Here is a 15282-nt window from a genome sequence, read left to right as displayed (position 1 = left end):
AGGGACGTCCCGTCTAGTCCTTCACGGCCCGCTCCACCTTGCCGGAAATGGTCTTCCAGGACTGGTAACGCTTGTGCGCTGTGCGGGTCGCCACGATGCGGGCGACCTCCATGCCGACGCCCAGCACGACGGCGAACCCGATCGCCTCGGCGAGGCCCGTCTCCAGGGAGTTGGGATCGGCCGGGGGCTTCTTGCCCGTGGTCTTCTGCCAGCCGAACTCGATGGCCTTGCGCGCGCCGTAGCCGACCCCGAGCGCCACCACCGCGCCGATGAGCCGCCAGGCCATGTCCGGCTTCTCTGCGTCTTTCGATTTGGCCATGACTTCTCTCCTCGTCGATCTACAAGGAACCCTAGTCCCTCGCACTGGAAGGCGGCGTGACGCCATACCATAGGGCGCCATGACCGAACAGCGGACATCTCCCACCCTCGTTCCCGACAGGCCCGCGCTCGACGGCCTGGAGCAGGTATGGGTACCCCGCTGGGACGTAGCGGGGACCTACCGTTTCGACCGGTCGAAGACGCGCGCCGAGATCTACTCGATCGACACGCCCCCGCCGACCGTCTCCGGTTCCCTGCACGTCGGCCACGTCTTCTCCTACACCCACACCGACACGATCGCCCGCTACCAGCGCATGCGCGGGCGTGAGGTCTTCTACCCCATGGGCTGGGACGACAACGGCCTGCCGACCGAGCGCCGCGTGCAGAACCACTTCGGCGTGCGCTGCGACCCCTCCCTGCCCCACGACCCCGCGTTCGAACCGCCCGCCGAGCCCGACCCCAAGCGCCAGGTGCCCGTCTCGCGGCGTAACTTCATCGAGCTGTGCGACCGGCTCACCCAGCAGGACGAGAAGGCCTTCGAGGAGCTGTGGCGCCATCTCGGGCTCTCGGTCGACTGGTCGCTCACCTACGCCACCATCGACACCACCTCCAGGGCCGCCTCCCAGCGCGGGTTCCTGCGCAACCTGGCGCGCGGGGAGGCGTACGTCGCCGAGGGCCCGACCCTGTGGGACGTCACCTTCCGCACGGCGGTCGCCCAGGCCGAGCTGGAGGACCGCGAGTGGCCCGGCGCGTTCCACCGCGTCAGGTTCGGCGGGGTCCCCGGCACCGGCCACGCCGAGGGCGTCCACATCGAGACCACCCGGCCCGAGCTGATCCCGGCCTGCGTGGCCCTGGTCGCCCACCCCGACGACGAGCGCTACCAGCCTCTGTTCGGCCGCACCGTCCGCACGCCGATCTTCGGCGTCGAGGTCCCCGTGCTGGCGCACCGCCTCGCCGAACGCGACAAGGGCTCGGGCATCGCCATGATCTGCACGTTCGGCGACGTCACCGACGTGATCTGGTGGCGCGAGCTCGACCTGCCGACCCGGCCGGTCATCGGCTGGGACGGGCGCCTGCTGCCCGACCCCCCGGAGGGCGTCCCGGCGGGCCCGTACGCCGAGCTGGCCGGCAAGACCGCCCACAGCGCGCGCGAGCGCGTCGTCGAGATGCTCCGCGCGTCCGGGGAGCTGGAGGGCGAGGCGCGGAAGGTCTCCCGCCCGGTCAAGTTCTACGAGAAGGGCGACCGGCCGCTGGAGATCGTCACCACCCGCCAGTGGTACGTGCGCAACGGCGGGCGGGACGCCGCCCTGCGGCAGGAGCTGCTGGAGCGCGGCGGCGAGCTGAGCTGGTACCCGGCGCACATGCGGGTCCGCTACGACAACTGGGTGCGTGGCCTGGCGGGCGACTGGCTGATCTCCCGCCAGCGGTTCTTCGGCGTGCCCATCCCGGTGTGGTACCCGCTCGACGCCCAGGGCGAGCCGATCCACGACGCGCCCATCGTGCCCCGCGAGGAGGCGCTGCCCGTCGACCCGTCGAGCGACGTGCCCCCCGGGTACGCCGAGGAGCAGCGGGGCCGGCCCTTCGGCTTCGCCGCCGACCCCGACGTCATGGACACCTGGGCGACGTCCTCGCTCACCCCGCAGATCGTCAGCGGCTGGGAGCGGGACGCGGACCTGTTCGGGCGGGTCTTCCCGATGGACCTGCGCCCGCAGGCCCACGAGATCATCCGCACCTGGCTGTTCTCCTCGGTCGTCCGCGCCCACCTGGAGAACGGGGTGCCGCCGTGGCGGCACGTCGCCATCTCGGGGTGGATCCTGGACCCCGACCGCAAGAAGATGTCCAAGTCCAAGGGCAACGTGGTGACCCCCATGGCCCTGCTCCAGGAGTACGGCTCCGACGCGGTCCGCTACTGGGCGGCCGGCGGGCGTCCCGGCACCGACACGACCTTCGACACCGGCCAGATCAAGGTCGGCCGCCGCCTCGCCATCAAGATCCTCAACGCGTCCAAGTTCGTCCTCGGCTTCGGCGAGGCGGACGGCGAGGCCGACGCCGGGGCCATCGAGATCACCGAGGCGCTCGACACCTCCATGCTCGCGCGGCTGGCCGCCGTCGTGGAGGAGGCCACGGCCGCCTTCGAGGCCTACGACTACACCCGGGCCCTGGAGGCCGCTGAGAGGTTCTTCTGGGAGTTCTGCGACGACTACCTGGAGCTGGTCAAGACCCGCGCGTACGGGTCGGACGCGGGCGCGCGGTCGGCACGCGCGGCGCTGCGCCACGCGCTCGGGGTGATGCTGCGGCTGTTCGCGCCGTTCCTGCCGTTCGTGACCGAGGAGGTGTGGTCGTGGTGGCGCGAGGGCTCGGTCCACCGCGCCGCCTGGCCGGTCGCCGCGGAGTTCGGCGGGCCCGCGAGCACGGGCGACCCGGCGGTCCTGGCGGCGGTGTCGGGGGTGCTGCGCGAGGTCCGCAGGGCCAAGTCCACGGCCAGGCTGTCCATGCGGGCCGAGGTGGCGCTGCTGAGCGTCGCCGGCGCCTCGGTGGACCTCGTGCGCCACGGGCAGGACGACCTGCGCGCGGCCGGCACGGTCGGGGAGCTCGTCCTGTCGGCCGGCGGCGGTGAGCTCCAGGTCGAGGTCACCCTGGCCGGGGCGGCGCCCGCCTAGCCTCATGGCATTTCCCCCGCCGGCCGGACATTCCGGTCGGCGGGGCGCCGGGGACGGCCGCACCGGAAGGAAACCTGCGCGCGTCCGGCCGCCCGACGTGCCAGTCTGGAAGCGTGATCGCGGAACGGGAGACGGCCGAGCGGAACGTGCCACCTGTGCTGTCGGCGCTGGCGGCCTGGAGCTGGCGCCTCATCGTCATCGGCGTGGTGATCTACTTCTCCGCCCAGATCATCATCCGCCTGAGCTTCGTGGCCCTGCCGGTGGCCATCGCGCTGCTGCTGACCGCCCTGCTGTTCCCGCTCACCAACCGGCTGCGCAGGGCGGGCCTGCGGCCCATCTGGGCGACGTGGATCACCATCCTGTTCGCGTTCGCCATCATCGGCGGGCTCGGCTTCATCATCGGCACCCGCGCCAACGACGAGTTCCCCGGCCTGGTCGAGCAGATCCAGAAGACCGCCCGCGACGTGCAGGGCTGGCTGCTGACCGGCCCCCTCCACCTCAAGGAGGCCCAGCTCACCGACATGGTGGCGGAGATCGCCAAGCAGATCAACACGCAGCGCAGCGTCATCACCAGCACGCTGCTGTCGACCGCCGCGGTCTTCGTCGAGGTGCTCGCCTCGCTCGTCCTGCTGATGTTCATCACGTTCTTCCTGCTCAAGGACGGCGACCGCATCTGGTCGTGGTTCCTGCGCGGGTTCGGCTCGGCGGCGCCCCGGGTCGACCGGGCGGGGCGGGCCGCCTGGCACACCCTGTCGCAGTACATCCACGGCACCGTCATCGTGGCCGCCATCCACGGCGTGATCATCGGCATCGTGCTGTTCGGCATGGGCGTGCCCCTGTGGGCGCCGCTCGCCGTGCTGATCTTCCTGGCGAGCTTCATCCCGATCGTCGGCATCTTCTTCGCCGGCGGCCTCGCCGCGCTCGTGACGCTCGGCGCCAAGGGGGCGGTGTTCGCCCTGGTGTTCGTCGGCATCCTGCTCGTCGAGCAGCAGCTCGAGAACCACGTGCTCCAGCCGCTGATCGTCGGCAGGGCCGTGAAGTTCCACCCGCTGGCGATCATCCTGGTGCTGGCCATCGGCGGGATCGTCGGCGGCATCGCCGGGGCGGCCATCGCGGTGCCGATCGCCGCCGTGGTCTACCGCGCCCTCCCCGAGCTCCGCAGGAACCCGCCGGAACTGCCTCCCGCGACGCCCCACGAGCCCCCGCCGGAGGCCGGGCCGCCCCCGGACCGCGTCCCTGACGCCGGAGAGGACATGTCGCCGCAGCACAGCGGGTAAGGTCTCCGTTCGTGACTCCATGCACACCCGTCCCGCCCCGGCACGCCCGAGGGCGTACCTTGAGGCTGAGGGCCGCCACGGCGCGCCCGGAAGGCCGCTCGCCGGTGCGACGGCCCGGGTGCGCGGCGCGCGGTCCGGCGCGCCGGGTCACACCGCAGGCCGAGCGCGGCTCCATGACTACGAGGTGATCCATGATCGAGGTGCTGATCCAGCGACTCGACCCCGACCTGCCCCTCCCGTCGTACGCCCATCCGGGAGACGCGGGAGCCGACCTGCACGCCGCCGAGGACGTCGAGCTGATGCCCGGTGAGCGTGCCGTGGTCGGCACCGGTGTGGCGATCGCGCTGCCCGACGGGTTCGCGGCGTTCGTGCACCCGCGCTCCGGGCTCGCCGCCGAGCACGGCGTCACCCTCGTCAACGCGCCCGGCACGGTCGACGCCGGCTACCGAGGCGAGATCAGGGTGACGTTGCTCAACACCGACACCAAGGACGCGGTGCGGCTCAGGCGCGGTGACCGCATCGCCCAGCTCGTCGTCCAGCGGGTGGAGAAGGCAGCTTTCTACGAGGTGGAGCGGCTCCCCGGGTCGGCGCGCGGCGCCGGCGGGTTCGGCTCCACCGGTCGATAAGTCCAGAAGGAGAGTGAACGCAGTGTTCCGACGCCGCCGTAACGCGGAAGAGAAGGAGTCGGCACCGGCCGCCGGTAAGGCGCCGGTCACCGACCGCGAGTCGGGACCGTGGGACGCCGACGAGCCCCACCCCGACAGCGAGAGGGTCGACCTCGGCGGCCTGCGGCTGCCCATCGGCCCCGGGTTCGAGGTCCAGCTCAACGTCAACGGAGACCAGATCGTCGGCGCGGTCGTGCTGGTCAACGAGAGCGCCCTGCAGGTCCACGCCTTCGCCGCCCCCAAGCGGAGCGGCATCTGGGACGAGGTCCGCGCCGAGCTCGCCCGCGAGCTGAGCGCCGCCGGCGGGAAGTGCGAGGAGCGGGAGGGTCCCTTCGGCCCCGAGCTGGCCGCCGAGATCAAGCAGGACGCCGCCGCCCAGCCCGCCAGGTTCCTCGGCGTGGACGGTCCCCGCTGGTTCCTGCGGGCCGTGATCAGCGGGCGCGCCATCGCCGACCCCGAGGCCGCCAAGGCCCTGGAGGAGGTCGTCCGCGACATCGTCGTGGTGCGCGGGGACCAGCCGATGGCGCCCAAGGAGCCCATCGAGCTGCGGCTGCCCGCCGAGGCGCGCCAGGCCGTCGAGCAGCAGGCCGCCCAGGAGGGCAGGCCCGGCCTGAATCCGTTCGAGCGCGGGCCTGAGATCACCGAGGTTCGCTGACGTAAGCTGCGGTCAGGATCGCACCGGGGCTCCCGAGGAGTTGAACGAGAGATGAGTACGGCAGAGCCCGTCAAACGCGGGCTGCGCGGCTTCTTCCGGCGGCTGACGACCAGCCAGGCCGAGCTGGAGGCCGCGGAGCTCCAGGAGGATCTCGACCGTTACGGCGCGACGCCCATCGCCTCGTGCGGCCAGCGCAGGAGGTTCTGCGTGGCCGGCACCCTCCGCACGGTGACGCTCCGGCCCAGGGGCGGCGTGCCCTCCCTGGAGGCCGAGCTCTACGACGGGTCGGACGTCGTCGACCTGGTCTGGCTCGGCCGCCGGAGGATCGTCGGCATCGAACCGGGCCGCGTGGTGCGCGCCGAAGGGCTCGTCAGCGTGCAGGACGGCCGTAAGGTGATGTTCAACCCCCGCTACGAGCTGCGCCCATCGAGCGGCCAGTGACCACGGTTCCGCCAGGCGAGGAGACCAATGATCATGCAGCGGCGAGTCGGCGCGAGGAGACCGGGGGCGAGCGCGGCGCGCCGCCGTCCGGCGACCGCCCGGGAGGTGCGCCTGTGAGCGCCTCCGGCATCACGACGCAGGAGGCGGTCGCTCACGACACCGTCGAGAGCGCCATCCGGGCCCAGCTCGCCAAGGCGCTCGGCGGGGTGCGCGGCATCGTCGAGGCCGCCGTCCCCACGGTGGCCTTCACCATCACCTGGATCGTCACCGAGCAGCTCAAGCCGTCGCTGATGATCAGCATCGGCCTGTCGGTGCTGCTCCTGGTCGTCCGGCTGGCGCAGCGCTCCACGCCGCAGTTCGTGATCAACAGCCTGATCGGCATCGGCATCGGCGCGTTCTTCGCCAGCCGCACCGGCGAGGCCAAGGACGTCTTCCTGCCCGGCATCCTGTACAACGCGGGGTACGCCGCCGCGATGGTGCTGTCGGTCATCGTCCGCTGGCCGGTGGTCGGGTTCCTCATCGGCTCGGTGACCGGCGACCCGACCGGCTGGCGGCAGGACCCCGGCATCGTCCGGCTGTGCTCGCGGCTGACGTGGCTGCTGATCCTGCCGTGCCTGCTGCGGGTGGTCGTGCAGGTGCCGCTCTACTACGCGGACCAGGTCGCCGCCCTCGGGGTGGCGAAGGTCGCGCTCGGCTGGCCGGCCCAGGTGGCCGCGCTGGCCGCCATGGTCTGGGTCCTGGCCCGGGGGAGGACCCCCATCGGCCCGCCGGCCCCGCCCGCGGCCACCTGACGTGACGTCCGTTTGAGGCGGCTTGTGCGGCCGAGGCGGGCTTGACGGGACCTGACGTCACGTCCGGCGGGCCGGGCGCCCGCCGGACCTGTCCGCCCGCCTCAGTGCGGGGCGAGGAGCTGCGCGAGCTCCTCCTCGACCTCCTGGCTGGCCACGAACAGCAGCTCGTCGCCCGCCTCCAGCGGATCGTCGTTGGAGGGGACCAGCACCCGGCCCTCGCGGAGGATCGCGACCAGCGCCGAGTCCTGCGGCCACGGCACCGAGCCGGCCCGCTGGCCGACCACCGGCGCGTCCTCGGGCAGCGTCAGCTCCACCAGGTTGGCCTGCCCCTGGCGGAAGGTCATCAGCCGGACCAGGTCGCCGACGCTGACCGCCTCCTCGACCAGGGCCGAGAGCAGGCGCGGCGTCGACACCGCGACGTCGACGCCCCAGGACTCGTTGAACAGCCACTCGTTCTTCGGATGGTTGATGCGGGCCACCACGCGCGGGACGCCGTACTCGGTCTTGGCCAGCAGCGACACCACCAGGTTGACCTTGTCGTCACCGCTCGCCGCGATCATCACGTGGCAGTTGTTCAGCCCGGCCTCGTCCAGCGAGGAGATCTCGCAGGCGTCCGCGAGGAGCCACTCGGCCCGCGGCACGCTGTCGATCTTGATGGCCTTGGGGTCGATGTCGATGAGCAGGACCTCGTGGCCGTTCTCCAGCAGCTCCGCGGCGATGGACCGGCCCACCGCCCCCGCGCCCGCGATCGTGACGCGCATCAGTGGGACTCCTCCTCGGGTGCGGCGGACAGCACCTTGTTGATCCGGTCCATGTCGGTGTCGGCGGCGATCACGTGGAGGATGTCGCCCTCCTGGAGCACCGTGTCCCGCTTGGGGAGCACGGCCTCGCCCATGCGGTTGACGAAGGCCACGCGGGCGCCGGCGGCGTCCTCCAGGGTGCTGGTGCGGGTGCCGATCCAGGCGGAGTTGTAGGCGACCTCGGCGAGCGTCACCACGCCCGTCGGGTCGCGCCACAGCGGCTCGGCGCCCTCGGGGAGCACGCGGCGCAGGATCTGGTCGGCGGTCCACCTGACCGTCGCCACGGTGGGGATGCCGAGGCGCTGGTAGACCTCGGCGCGCCGGGAGTCGTAGATGCGGGCCACGACGTTGTCGACCCCGAAGGTCTCGCGCGCGACGCGCGCGGAGATGATGTTCGAGTTGTCGCCGCTGCTCACCGCGACGTACGCGGCGGCCGACTCGATGCCGGCCTCCTCCAGGACGTCCCGGTCGAAGCCGATGCCGGTGACCCGGCGCCCGCGGAAGCCCGCGCGCAGCCGCCGGAACGCCTGCGGGTCCCGGTCGATGATCGCGACCGAGTGGCCGCTGTCCTCGAGGATGTGGGCAAGGGTCGAACCGACCCGGCCGCATCCCATGATGACGATATGCATGCTCCCCCGCCGTTGGCTTTGAGGCGGCAACTCCTGGACCTTATACAGCTACGAGGCCAAGTATGGCCCGTTCTGGCGGCGCCATGTGATGGGCGCATCGCCTGAGGGCTAGCATCGTCACTCGTGGTGAAGGTTGCGGATCTGGTCAAGCGACTACTCGTGGGGCGCGCCCTCCGAAGTGCGCAGGCACATGAGCAGTTGCTGCCAAAGCGCATCGCGCTTCCGGTGTTCGCCAGTGACGCGCTCTCCTCGGTGGCGTACGCCCCGCAGGAGATCCTGATCACCCTCGGCATCGCCGGCCTGGCGGCGTACCACTTCACTCCCTGGATCGCCCTCGCCGTCGTGGTGATCCTTCTGACCGTCGTCGCGTCGTACCGGCAGAACGTCCGGGCCTACACCAGCGGCGGCGGCGACTTCGAGGTGGCCACCGAGAACCTCGGGTCCAACTACGGCCTGGTCGTGGCCAGCGCGCTCATGGTCGACTACGTGCTGACCGTGGCCGTGTCGGTCTCCTCGGGCGTGGAGAACCTCGGCGCCGCGGTGCCCTTCGTGGCCGAGCACAAGGTCGCCACGGCCGTCGCGATCGTGGCGCTCCTGACCGTCCTGAACCTGCGGGGCATCAGGGAGGCCGGTGTGGCGTTCGCCGTCCCCACCTACGCCTTCATGATCAGCGTGTTCGGCCTGATGCTCTGGGGTGGCGTACGGCTCGCTCTGGGGGCCGACCTGAAGGCATCCACCGCCGACCTGACGATCATCGGGCACAGCACGGGGCTCGGCGGCTTCGCCCTGATCTTCCTGCTGCTGCGCGCGTTCTCCTCCGGGTGCGCCGCGCTGACCGGCGTGGAGGCCATCAGCAACGGCGTGCCGGCCTTCCGCAAGCCCAAGGGGAAGAACGCCGCCAACACCCTGCTGGCGCTCGGCGTGCTGGCCGCGACGATGTTCGCCGGGATCACCGCCCTGGCTTACGTCACCGGCGCCAAGTTCGCCGACGCGGCGTCCGGCATCACGTTCGCCGACAGCAAGGGCAATGTCGTCACGAACGTCGAACCGGTGATCGCCCAGGTCGCGCACACCGTCTTCAGCAACTTCACCCCCGCGTTCTATTTCATCACCGCGATGACGGCGCTGATCCTGGTGCTCGCCGCCAACACCGCCTTCAACGGCTTCCCCGTGCTGGCCTCGGTGCTGGCGCAGAACCGCTACCTGCCGCGCCAGCTCCACACCCGGGGCGACCGGCTGGCCTTCAGCAACGGCATCGTCATCCTGGCGACCATGGCCGGGCTGCTGATCTACGCGTTCCACGCCGAGACGACCCGCCTGGTGCAGCTCTACATCGTGGGCGTGTTCGTGTCGTTCACGATCAGCCAGACGGGCATGGTCCGGCACTGGAACCGGCTGCTCCGCACCGAGACCGACGCCAAGAAGCGCGCGCAGATGGGGCGCTCGCGGGTGATCAACGCCTTCGGCGGCACGGTGACCGGCCTGGTGCTGATCGTCGTGCTGATCACCAAGTTCACCCACGGGGCGTGGATCGCCTGCGCCGCGATGGCCGGCCTGTTCGTGATGATGCGCGGCATCAGGCGCCACTACGACAACGTGGCCGCCGAGCTGGTGGTGCCGGAGGACGCGCAGGTCGACGAGTCGATGCTGCCCGCCAGGAACCACGCGATCGTGCTGCTCTCCAAGATCCACAAACCCACTTTGCGCGCCCTCGCGTACGCCAGGGCCACCCGGCCCTCGACGCTGGAGGCCATCTCCGTCGGGGTCGACACCGACGAGGCCCGCCAGCTCCAGCGGGACTGGGAGGAACGGGGCATCCCCGTCCCGCTCAAGATCCTCGACTCGCCCTACCGCGAGATCACCCGGCCGGTGCTCGAATACGTCAAGAGCCTGCGCCGGCGCTCGCCGCGCGACGTCGTCACCGTCTTCATCCCCGAGTACGTCGTCGGCCACTGGTGGGAGCATCTGCTGCACAACCAGAGCGCGCTGCGGCTGAAGGGGCGGCTGCTCTTCCAGCCGGGCGTGATGGTGACCAGCGTGCCCTGGCAGCTGGCCTCCTCCGACCGGCTCCGGGGCCGGCCGGAGTCGTTCGCCCCCGGCTCGGTACGCCGGCCGTACGCTGTGCCACGTAAGGATGACCAGGTCAAAACGTGAGCGGGGGGACCGAGGTGCCGATAGAACTGAACGTGGAACGCGTCGCCAACGGCGGATGGTGCGTCGCCAGGCACGAAGGCCGGGTGGTCTTCGTCCGCCACGCCCTGCCCGGCGAGCGTGTGCTCGCCGAGGTGACCGAGGAGACCACCCGGTTCCTGCGGGCCGACGCGATCGAGATCCTCGACCCGTCACCCGACCGCGTCACCCCGCCGTGCCCGTACGCCGGGCCGGGCCGGTGCGGCGGGTGCGACTGGCAGCACGCCAGCTTGGCGGCCCAGCGCCGGTTCAAGGCCGGGGTCGTCGCCGAGCAGCTCCAGCGGCTGGCCGGCATCGAGATCAAGGTCGACGTCGAGGAGGTCCCCGGCGCCCCGAACGGGCTCGGCTGGCGCTCGCGCGTCCAGTTCGCCGTGACCCCCGACGGCGTGCCGGGGCTGCGGCGGCACCGCTCCCACGAGATCGAGCCGATCGACGGCTGCCTGATCGCCGGCCCCGAGGTCGAGCGCATCGGCGTCGAGCGCGGCAACTGGCGGGGCGGGTCGAGCGTGGAGGCCATCGCGACGTCCACGGGGGAGCGGGCGGTCGTCGTGTCCCCCAAGAGCCACCGCACCGTCGCGGTGCCCGACCTCGGGGCCGAGGCGGCCGTGCTCGTGGACGAGGGCCGGGGCCACGCGCGTGCCGTCCGTGGCCGCGCGGCGCTCAACGAACGGGTCGGCGACCGGGAGTTCCAGGTCACCGGTAGCGGGTTCTGGCAGGTCCACCCCGGGGCCCCCGCCACCCTCCTGGAGGCGGTGCTGGAGTTCGCCGCCGTACGCCCCGGCGACTGGGCGCTCGACCTGTACTGCGGCGTCGGCCTGTTCGCGGCCGGGCTCGCCGACGGCGTCGGGCCTGAGGGCGCCGTCCTCGGCATCGAGTCCGAGGCGCGGGCCGTCCAGGACGCCCGCCACAACCTGCGCGACCTGCCGCAGGCGCGCGTCGAGCGTGGCCGCGTCGAGGACGCCCTCGACCGGCTCGGGGTCGAACGGGCCGACGTGGTCGTCGCCGACCCGCCGCGCACCGGTCTCGGCCGCGAGGTGGTCAACCGCATCGCCGGCCTGGACGCCACCCGCATCGTCTACGTCTCCTGCGACCCCGCCACCCTGGCCCGCGACCTGTCCTGGTTCGCCGAACGCGGCTACCCCACCGTCGACCTCCGCGCTTTCGACGCCTTCCCCATGACCCACCACGTGGAATCGATCGCCCTGCTGGTCAAAGAGGTGGTCTAGTCCCTGACCGGGGGCAGGCGCTTCCACGACCATGACGCACGAGTGACACACGCTCACCTCGATCGCCGGCCTCAGGGCCATTTCGTCTTCGCGTTCCAGCCGGCCAGCTCCTTGAGCCGGTCGGTGGACGGGAGTCCGGTGGCATCGGTCAGGTCGGCGCCCTTCAGGTCGGCGCCGTCCAGGTCTGCACCGGTCAGGTCGGCGCCCTTCAGGTTGGCACCGGTCAGATCGGCGCTGGACAGCTTGGCATCGGTCAGGTCGGCGCTGCTCAGGTCCGCGCCGGTCAGGTCGGCGACCGAGAGATCGGCGCGCACCAGGATGGCCTTGGTCAGGTCGGCGCGAGTCAGCTTGGCCCCGCCCAGCTCGGTGCCGGTCAGGTCGGCCTCGGCCAGGTGGGCCCTGGTGAAGTCGGCGTCAAGGCAACTGGCGCCCGCCAGATCGGCCCTGAACAACCAGGCCCGGGTCAGATCGGCGTCGAGGAGGACGGCGCGGGTCAACAGGAGGCCGGGTGCGGTGATCCCGGACAGATCGCTGTCGATCAACTGGGCGCCGACCAGGCGGGTGTGGTGCATCTGTGCGTTGCGCAGGTCGGCCGAGGTCAGGTCGGCGCCGGAAAGATCGGCACCATCCAGATCGACTCCTTCGATACGGACCGCCTCGAAGTCGAGCCAGACCTCGGCGGTCTCCCAGTCATGGGCCTGTTTCGCCGGACGGTTCCGGCCGATGACCGTGATCGCCGTCTGGATGTCGGCGGCCGGCCGTGCGGGCAGCTTCTTCACGTCCGGCCGAGGGGCGTGCTCGCGGACGTAGGCGGCCAGGACGTCGATGGCCGTCTGGTGGTAGTCCGGCGAATCCTTGATCATCTTTTCGAGAGCGTAGATGCCCCCGAGCCGCACATCGAGGCCCCTGTTGCCGAGTTGCTCCACGGCCTTACCGAACCGGTCGGTGATCTGACCCTTCCGGGCCACGTCGAGCCCATCGCGGGCGATGCTCTGCTCCTCCCGGGCGGCCTCCAGGGACTGCGCGGTCTGGGAGAGACCCTGCGCGGTGAACAGCAGGCTCGCCAGCACTCCGACCGTGGTGGCGATCTGGAGCAGCGTCGCGACGAACTGGCGCCTGCTGTCGCGCGCCGTATTGTGCAGCTCGGCGCGCCGCTCGGCCGGGAGCGCGTCGAACTCGGCTCGGCTGAGCGGAGCGGTCGCCCGGACCCGCCGTGGTAATCGGAACAGTGGCATGCGGGCATTGTGTGATCGATCGCCGACCTTGGCGAGAGTAAGCCCCTACTCAACATGGCGACCCGCCTGGCCGGCGGATCCCCTCTGGCGTGGCATGTGACGCGTTACCGGACAATGGTCCTCGCCTCCGGCTCGGGCTGTGTTTCCAGGGGCCTTCGGCCGGCCGCGCCCGAGCGTCGGCGGATCCGGTGGCCGGCTTCGGTCGCACCACCGCGAGGAGGGGTGCCGGATCGGGTCGCCGGCGGCGAGTCCTCGCGTACGTACCTGGAGATCGCCCACCAGATCGGCTACGCCACCGGCTCCTGAGCCACGTCAGCGGCGTCTCACCGGGTCCTGAGCCGCTAGGAGGCGGTGCCTTCCAGGCGTGCCACTACGCGTGCGAGGAGGTCACGGATCTCGATCTGGCCCGCACGTAGGTCGCCGACGTCCGCGACGACGCGGTTGAGCTTCAGCTCCATCGCGGCCTGCCCGGCCCTGACAGCACTGACGTCGTCTCTGATCTCGGCGATGCCGGACTCGACCGTCGAGACCCGATCCTCCAGATAACGCATGTGGTCAGCCTAGACCTGGCGTGACGGAGCGAGAGCGTGAGCCACAGATGAGTTGGACCACCAGGCGTGGTCACCTCCTCACGACTCTAAGGTCCTCGCCTTCGGCTCGGGCTGTGTCTCCAGGGGCCTTCGGCCCGTGTCGGCCGGCGGCTGGAGTGCGGTTCGGACCCTCACAGGGGTGGAGGTCGACGCCGTAATCTGAGGGGGTCGACGCTTCGGGAGGGCAGGGCCTATGGGCGAGGGCGGCGCGGGCATGGGTTTCGGCGAGCGGGTGAGGTTCCATCGCGAACGCGCCGGGATGACCAGGGAGGTTCTGGCCGGGCAGGTCGGGAAGTCGGTTTCTTGGATCAAGGCGGTGGAGACCGGACGCCTGCAGCAGGATCCTCGGCTCCCCGTTCTCCTCCAGCTCGCCGAGGCCCTGCGCATCCGCGATCTCGCCGACCTGACCGGTGACCGGTCCATGCCGGTGCGGATGTTCACCGGTCCCGGTCATCCCGCCCTCGACGCCGTACGCACGGCGATCAACGCCATGCCGCTGCCGCCGCAGGGGACCGTCCAGCCCTTCGCCCACCTGCGCGCGCGGCTGGACGCCGCGTGGCGGGCCCGGCACGCGTCGCCCGACCACAGGACCACGCTCGGCGCGATCCTGCCCGATCTCATCCGTGACGCCCAGCTCGCCGCCACCATGCAGCGGGACGCGCCACGGCGTCGCGCGATGGGACTCCTGGCCGAGGTGTACGGCCTGGCGCAGATGTATCTGGCGTACCAGCCGGCGTCCGACCTGCTGTGGCGGGTGGCCGAAAGGGCGCTGCTCGCGGCCCAGGAGTCCGAGGACCCACTCGCGCTCGCCTGCGCCGTGTGGTTCGCCGGGCAGGCCCACCGCGACGCCGGTGACTTCGACGCGGCGCGACTGGTCAACGAGCAAGGGCTGGCGGCCATTGAGTCCGAGGCGGACACCGATCGCGTGGACCTCCTGGCGATGCGAGGGGCGTTGTACTTCGAGCTGGCCTTCACTTCGGCACGTCTCGGGGAGACCGGCACGGCGTGGGCACACTGGGAGGAGGCCGCGCGGGTCGCCGAGCGACTCCCGGCCGGTCACTACCAGCCGTGGACGTCGTTCTCCCGGGTCATCATGGGGGCCCATGCGGTCACGGTCGCGGTCGAGCTGCACTCGGGAGGGGAGTCGGCCCGGCAGGCGGAGCGCGCGTTCCTGGCGCCCATCCCCTCACGACCCCGCCGGGGGCGGCACCTCATCGAGATCGCCCGCGCCCACCACCTCCAACGTGAGCACGAGGCCGTGCTGGCGACCCTGCGCCTCGCTCATGACGCGGCACCCGAGACGATCAAGTACAACGGTTACGCCCGGCGCATGACCTTGGAACTCGCAGAGACCGGCCCGGCGAACCTCCGGCCACGCGCACGGGAACTCGCAAACGAAATCACCCTTCTGGTCTGACCGAAACTAGGGGGCAGAAACCGTGTCCCTCCCTCCTCGCTGTCCGCTCTACGGTCCTCGCATTGATCACTCGACGTGATCGGAAGGTCACTTATAAGGACCTGGCGAGGTGGTGTGTCCGCTTCCTCGGGTCCTGGGACGGACAGGAGGGCCCACACCATGCAGACCGACGAGACATGGCCCGGAGCGACGATCCCCGCAGGATGGCGGGTCTTCCGCAGCGACGCCGGCCGTTGGTGGGCGACTCGGGAGCGGCGGTTCGATCCGGCCGCCGAGAGGACCGGAGCCGCTCGGACGGTCGATGGGGATGATCAGGTCGCGCTGTGCCGGGTCATCGCCGAGCAGGAGAGTGCCGCCGCGCTGGGGGGTGGGGGTGCGGGGGATCGTG

General features: G+C 71.3%; 15 protein-coding genes. 10 read left to right on the top strand and 5 right to left on the bottom strand.

From position 1 onward, the window contains the following. Positions 1–13: 13 nt before the first annotated feature. On the bottom strand, positions 14–319 hold the full coding sequence (locus NYZ98_RS15155; protein WP_262843409.1) for a DUF4235 domain-containing protein: 306 nt from the start codon (positions 317–319) through the stop codon (positions 14–16). A 79-nt stretch (positions 320–398) separates the two neighbouring features. Between NYZ98_RS15155 and valS the strand changes: the two genes are divergently transcribed. From valS to NYZ98_RS15125, 6 genes are all read left to right on the top strand, one after another. After that, positions 399–2978, top strand: a complete 2580-nt coding sequence (valS, locus tag NYZ98_RS15150; protein WP_262843408.1) for a valine--tRNA ligase — start codon at positions 399–401, stop codon at positions 2976–2978. 113 nt (positions 2979–3091) lie between these two features. Beyond that, the gene (locus NYZ98_RS15145) at positions 3092–4255 is read left to right on the top strand and encodes an AI-2E family transporter (protein ID WP_262843407.1); all 1164 of its coding nucleotides are present in this window, start codon (positions 3092–3094) and stop codon (positions 4253–4255) included. A 191-nt stretch (positions 4256–4446) separates the two neighbouring features. Continuing rightward, a complete protein-coding gene (gene dut / locus NYZ98_RS15140; RefSeq protein WP_262843406.1) occupies positions 4447–4881 on the top strand; it encodes a dUTP diphosphatase in 435 nt (144 codons plus the stop codon). A gap of 13 nt (positions 4882–4894) precedes the next feature. Continuing rightward, on the top strand, positions 4895–5575 hold the full coding sequence (locus tag NYZ98_RS15135; RefSeq protein WP_262843405.1) for a DUF3710 domain-containing protein: 681 nt from the start codon (positions 4895–4897) through the stop codon (positions 5573–5575). 51 nt (positions 5576–5626) lie between these two features. Continuing rightward, on the top strand, positions 5627–6016 hold the full coding sequence (locus NYZ98_RS15130) for an OB-fold nucleic acid binding domain-containing protein (RefSeq protein WP_262843404.1): 390 nt from the start codon (positions 5627–5629) through the stop codon (positions 6014–6016). Positions 6017–6129: 113 nt separating this feature from the next. Then, positions 6130–6807 carry a DUF3159 domain-containing protein gene (locus tag NYZ98_RS15125; protein WP_262843403.1) on the top strand — a complete coding sequence of 226 codons (678 nt, stop codon included), beginning with the start codon at positions 6130–6132 and terminating at the stop codon, positions 6805–6807. Between the two features lie 101 nt (positions 6808–6908). Here the strand turns inward: NYZ98_RS15125 and NYZ98_RS15120 are convergent, their stop codons facing one another. Continuing rightward, positions 6909–7568 (bottom strand): potassium channel family protein, encoded by a 660-nt coding sequence (locus NYZ98_RS15120; protein ID WP_262843402.1) that lies wholly within the window; start codon positions 7566–7568, stop codon positions 6909–6911. After that, a complete protein-coding gene (locus NYZ98_RS15115) occupies positions 7568–8236 on the bottom strand; it encodes a potassium channel family protein (RefSeq protein ID WP_262843401.1) in 669 nt (222 codons plus the stop codon). Before NYZ98_RS15115 ends, NYZ98_RS15120 begins: the two co-directional genes overlap by 1 nt. A gap of 225 nt (positions 8237–8461) precedes the next feature. Here NYZ98_RS15115 and NYZ98_RS15110 point away from each other — a divergent pair, with 225 nt between their 5' ends. After that, complete coding sequence (locus tag NYZ98_RS15110) at positions 8462–10390, top strand: APC family permease (RefSeq protein ID WP_456115251.1); 1929 nt, start codon at positions 8462–8464, stop codon at positions 10388–10390. Next, positions 10387–11652: a class I SAM-dependent RNA methyltransferase gene (locus NYZ98_RS15105; protein ID WP_262843399.1), complete on the top strand. Its 1266-nt coding sequence runs from the start codon at positions 10387–10389 to the stop codon at positions 11650–11652. The genes NYZ98_RS15110 and NYZ98_RS15105 overlap by 4 nt, the downstream gene beginning before the upstream one ends. Positions 11653–11723: 71 nt before the next feature. Here the strand turns inward: NYZ98_RS15105 and NYZ98_RS15100 are convergent, their stop codons facing one another. Together NYZ98_RS15100 and NYZ98_RS15095 are read right to left on the bottom strand one after the other, a co-directional pair. Further along, positions 11724–12887: a pentapeptide repeat-containing protein gene (locus NYZ98_RS15100; protein ID WP_262843398.1), complete on the bottom strand. Its 1164-nt coding sequence runs from the start codon at positions 12885–12887 to the stop codon at positions 11724–11726. Between the two features lie 341 nt (positions 12888–13228). Continuing rightward, positions 13229–13438, bottom strand: coding sequence for a hypothetical protein (locus tag NYZ98_RS15095; protein WP_262843397.1), 210 nt, complete (start codon positions 13436–13438; stop codon positions 13229–13231). 232 nt (positions 13439–13670) lie between these two features. Between NYZ98_RS15095 and NYZ98_RS15090 the strand changes: the two genes are divergently transcribed. Together NYZ98_RS15090 and NYZ98_RS15085 are read left to right on the top strand one after the other, a co-directional pair. Continuing rightward, on the top strand, positions 13671–14894 hold the full coding sequence (locus NYZ98_RS15090) for a helix-turn-helix domain-containing protein (RefSeq protein WP_262843396.1): 1224 nt from the start codon (positions 13671–13673) through the stop codon (positions 14892–14894). A 159-nt stretch (positions 14895–15053) separates the two neighbouring features. Next, the coding region (locus NYZ98_RS15085) for a hypothetical protein (RefSeq protein ID WP_262843395.1) at positions 15054–15282 on the top strand (229 nt) is incomplete at its 3' end.

This window comes from Sphaerisporangium corydalis, assembly GCF_025506355.1.
Taxonomy (GTDB): Bacteria; Actinomycetota; Actinomycetes; order Streptosporangiales; family Streptosporangiaceae; genus Sphaerisporangium; species Sphaerisporangium corydalis.
The sequence above is the reverse complement of the archived record's forward strand: the minus strand, read 5'-3'. Positions and strand labels throughout refer to the sequence as shown.

Bases quoted from the DNA above. Each gene is read 5' to 3' on its own strand.
- NYZ98_RS15155 (WP_262843409.1), bottom strand. From the start codon at position 319: ATGGCCAAATCGAAAGACGCAGAGAAGCCGGACATGGCCTGGCGGCTC.
- valS (WP_262843408.1), top strand. From the start codon at position 399: ATGACCGAACAGCGGACATCTCCCACCCTCGTTCCCGACAGGCCCGCG.
- NYZ98_RS15130 (WP_262843404.1), top strand. From the start codon at position 5,627: ATGAGTACGGCAGAGCCCGTCAAACGCGGGCTGCGCGGCTTCTTCCGG.
- NYZ98_RS15095 (WP_262843397.1), bottom strand. From the start codon at position 13,438: ATGCGTTATCTGGAGGATCGGGTCTCGACGGTCGAGTCCGGCATCGCC.
- dut (WP_262843406.1), top strand. From the start codon at position 4,447: ATGATCGAGGTGCTGATCCAGCGACTCGACCCCGACCTGCCCCTCCCG.
- NYZ98_RS15120 (WP_262843402.1), bottom strand. From the start codon at position 7,568: ATGCGCGTCACGATCGCGGGCGCGGGGGCGGTGGGCCGGTCCATCGCC.
- NYZ98_RS15100 (WP_262843398.1), bottom strand. From the start codon at position 12,887: ATGCCACTGTTCCGATTACCACGGCGGGTCCGGGCGACCGCTCCGCTC.
- NYZ98_RS15090 (WP_262843396.1), top strand. From the start codon at position 13,671: ATGGGCGAGGGCGGCGCGGGCATGGGTTTCGGCGAGCGGGTGAGGTTC.
- NYZ98_RS15115 (WP_262843401.1), bottom strand. From the start codon at position 8,236: ATGCATATCGTCATCATGGGATGCGGCCGGGTCGGTTCGACCCTTGCC.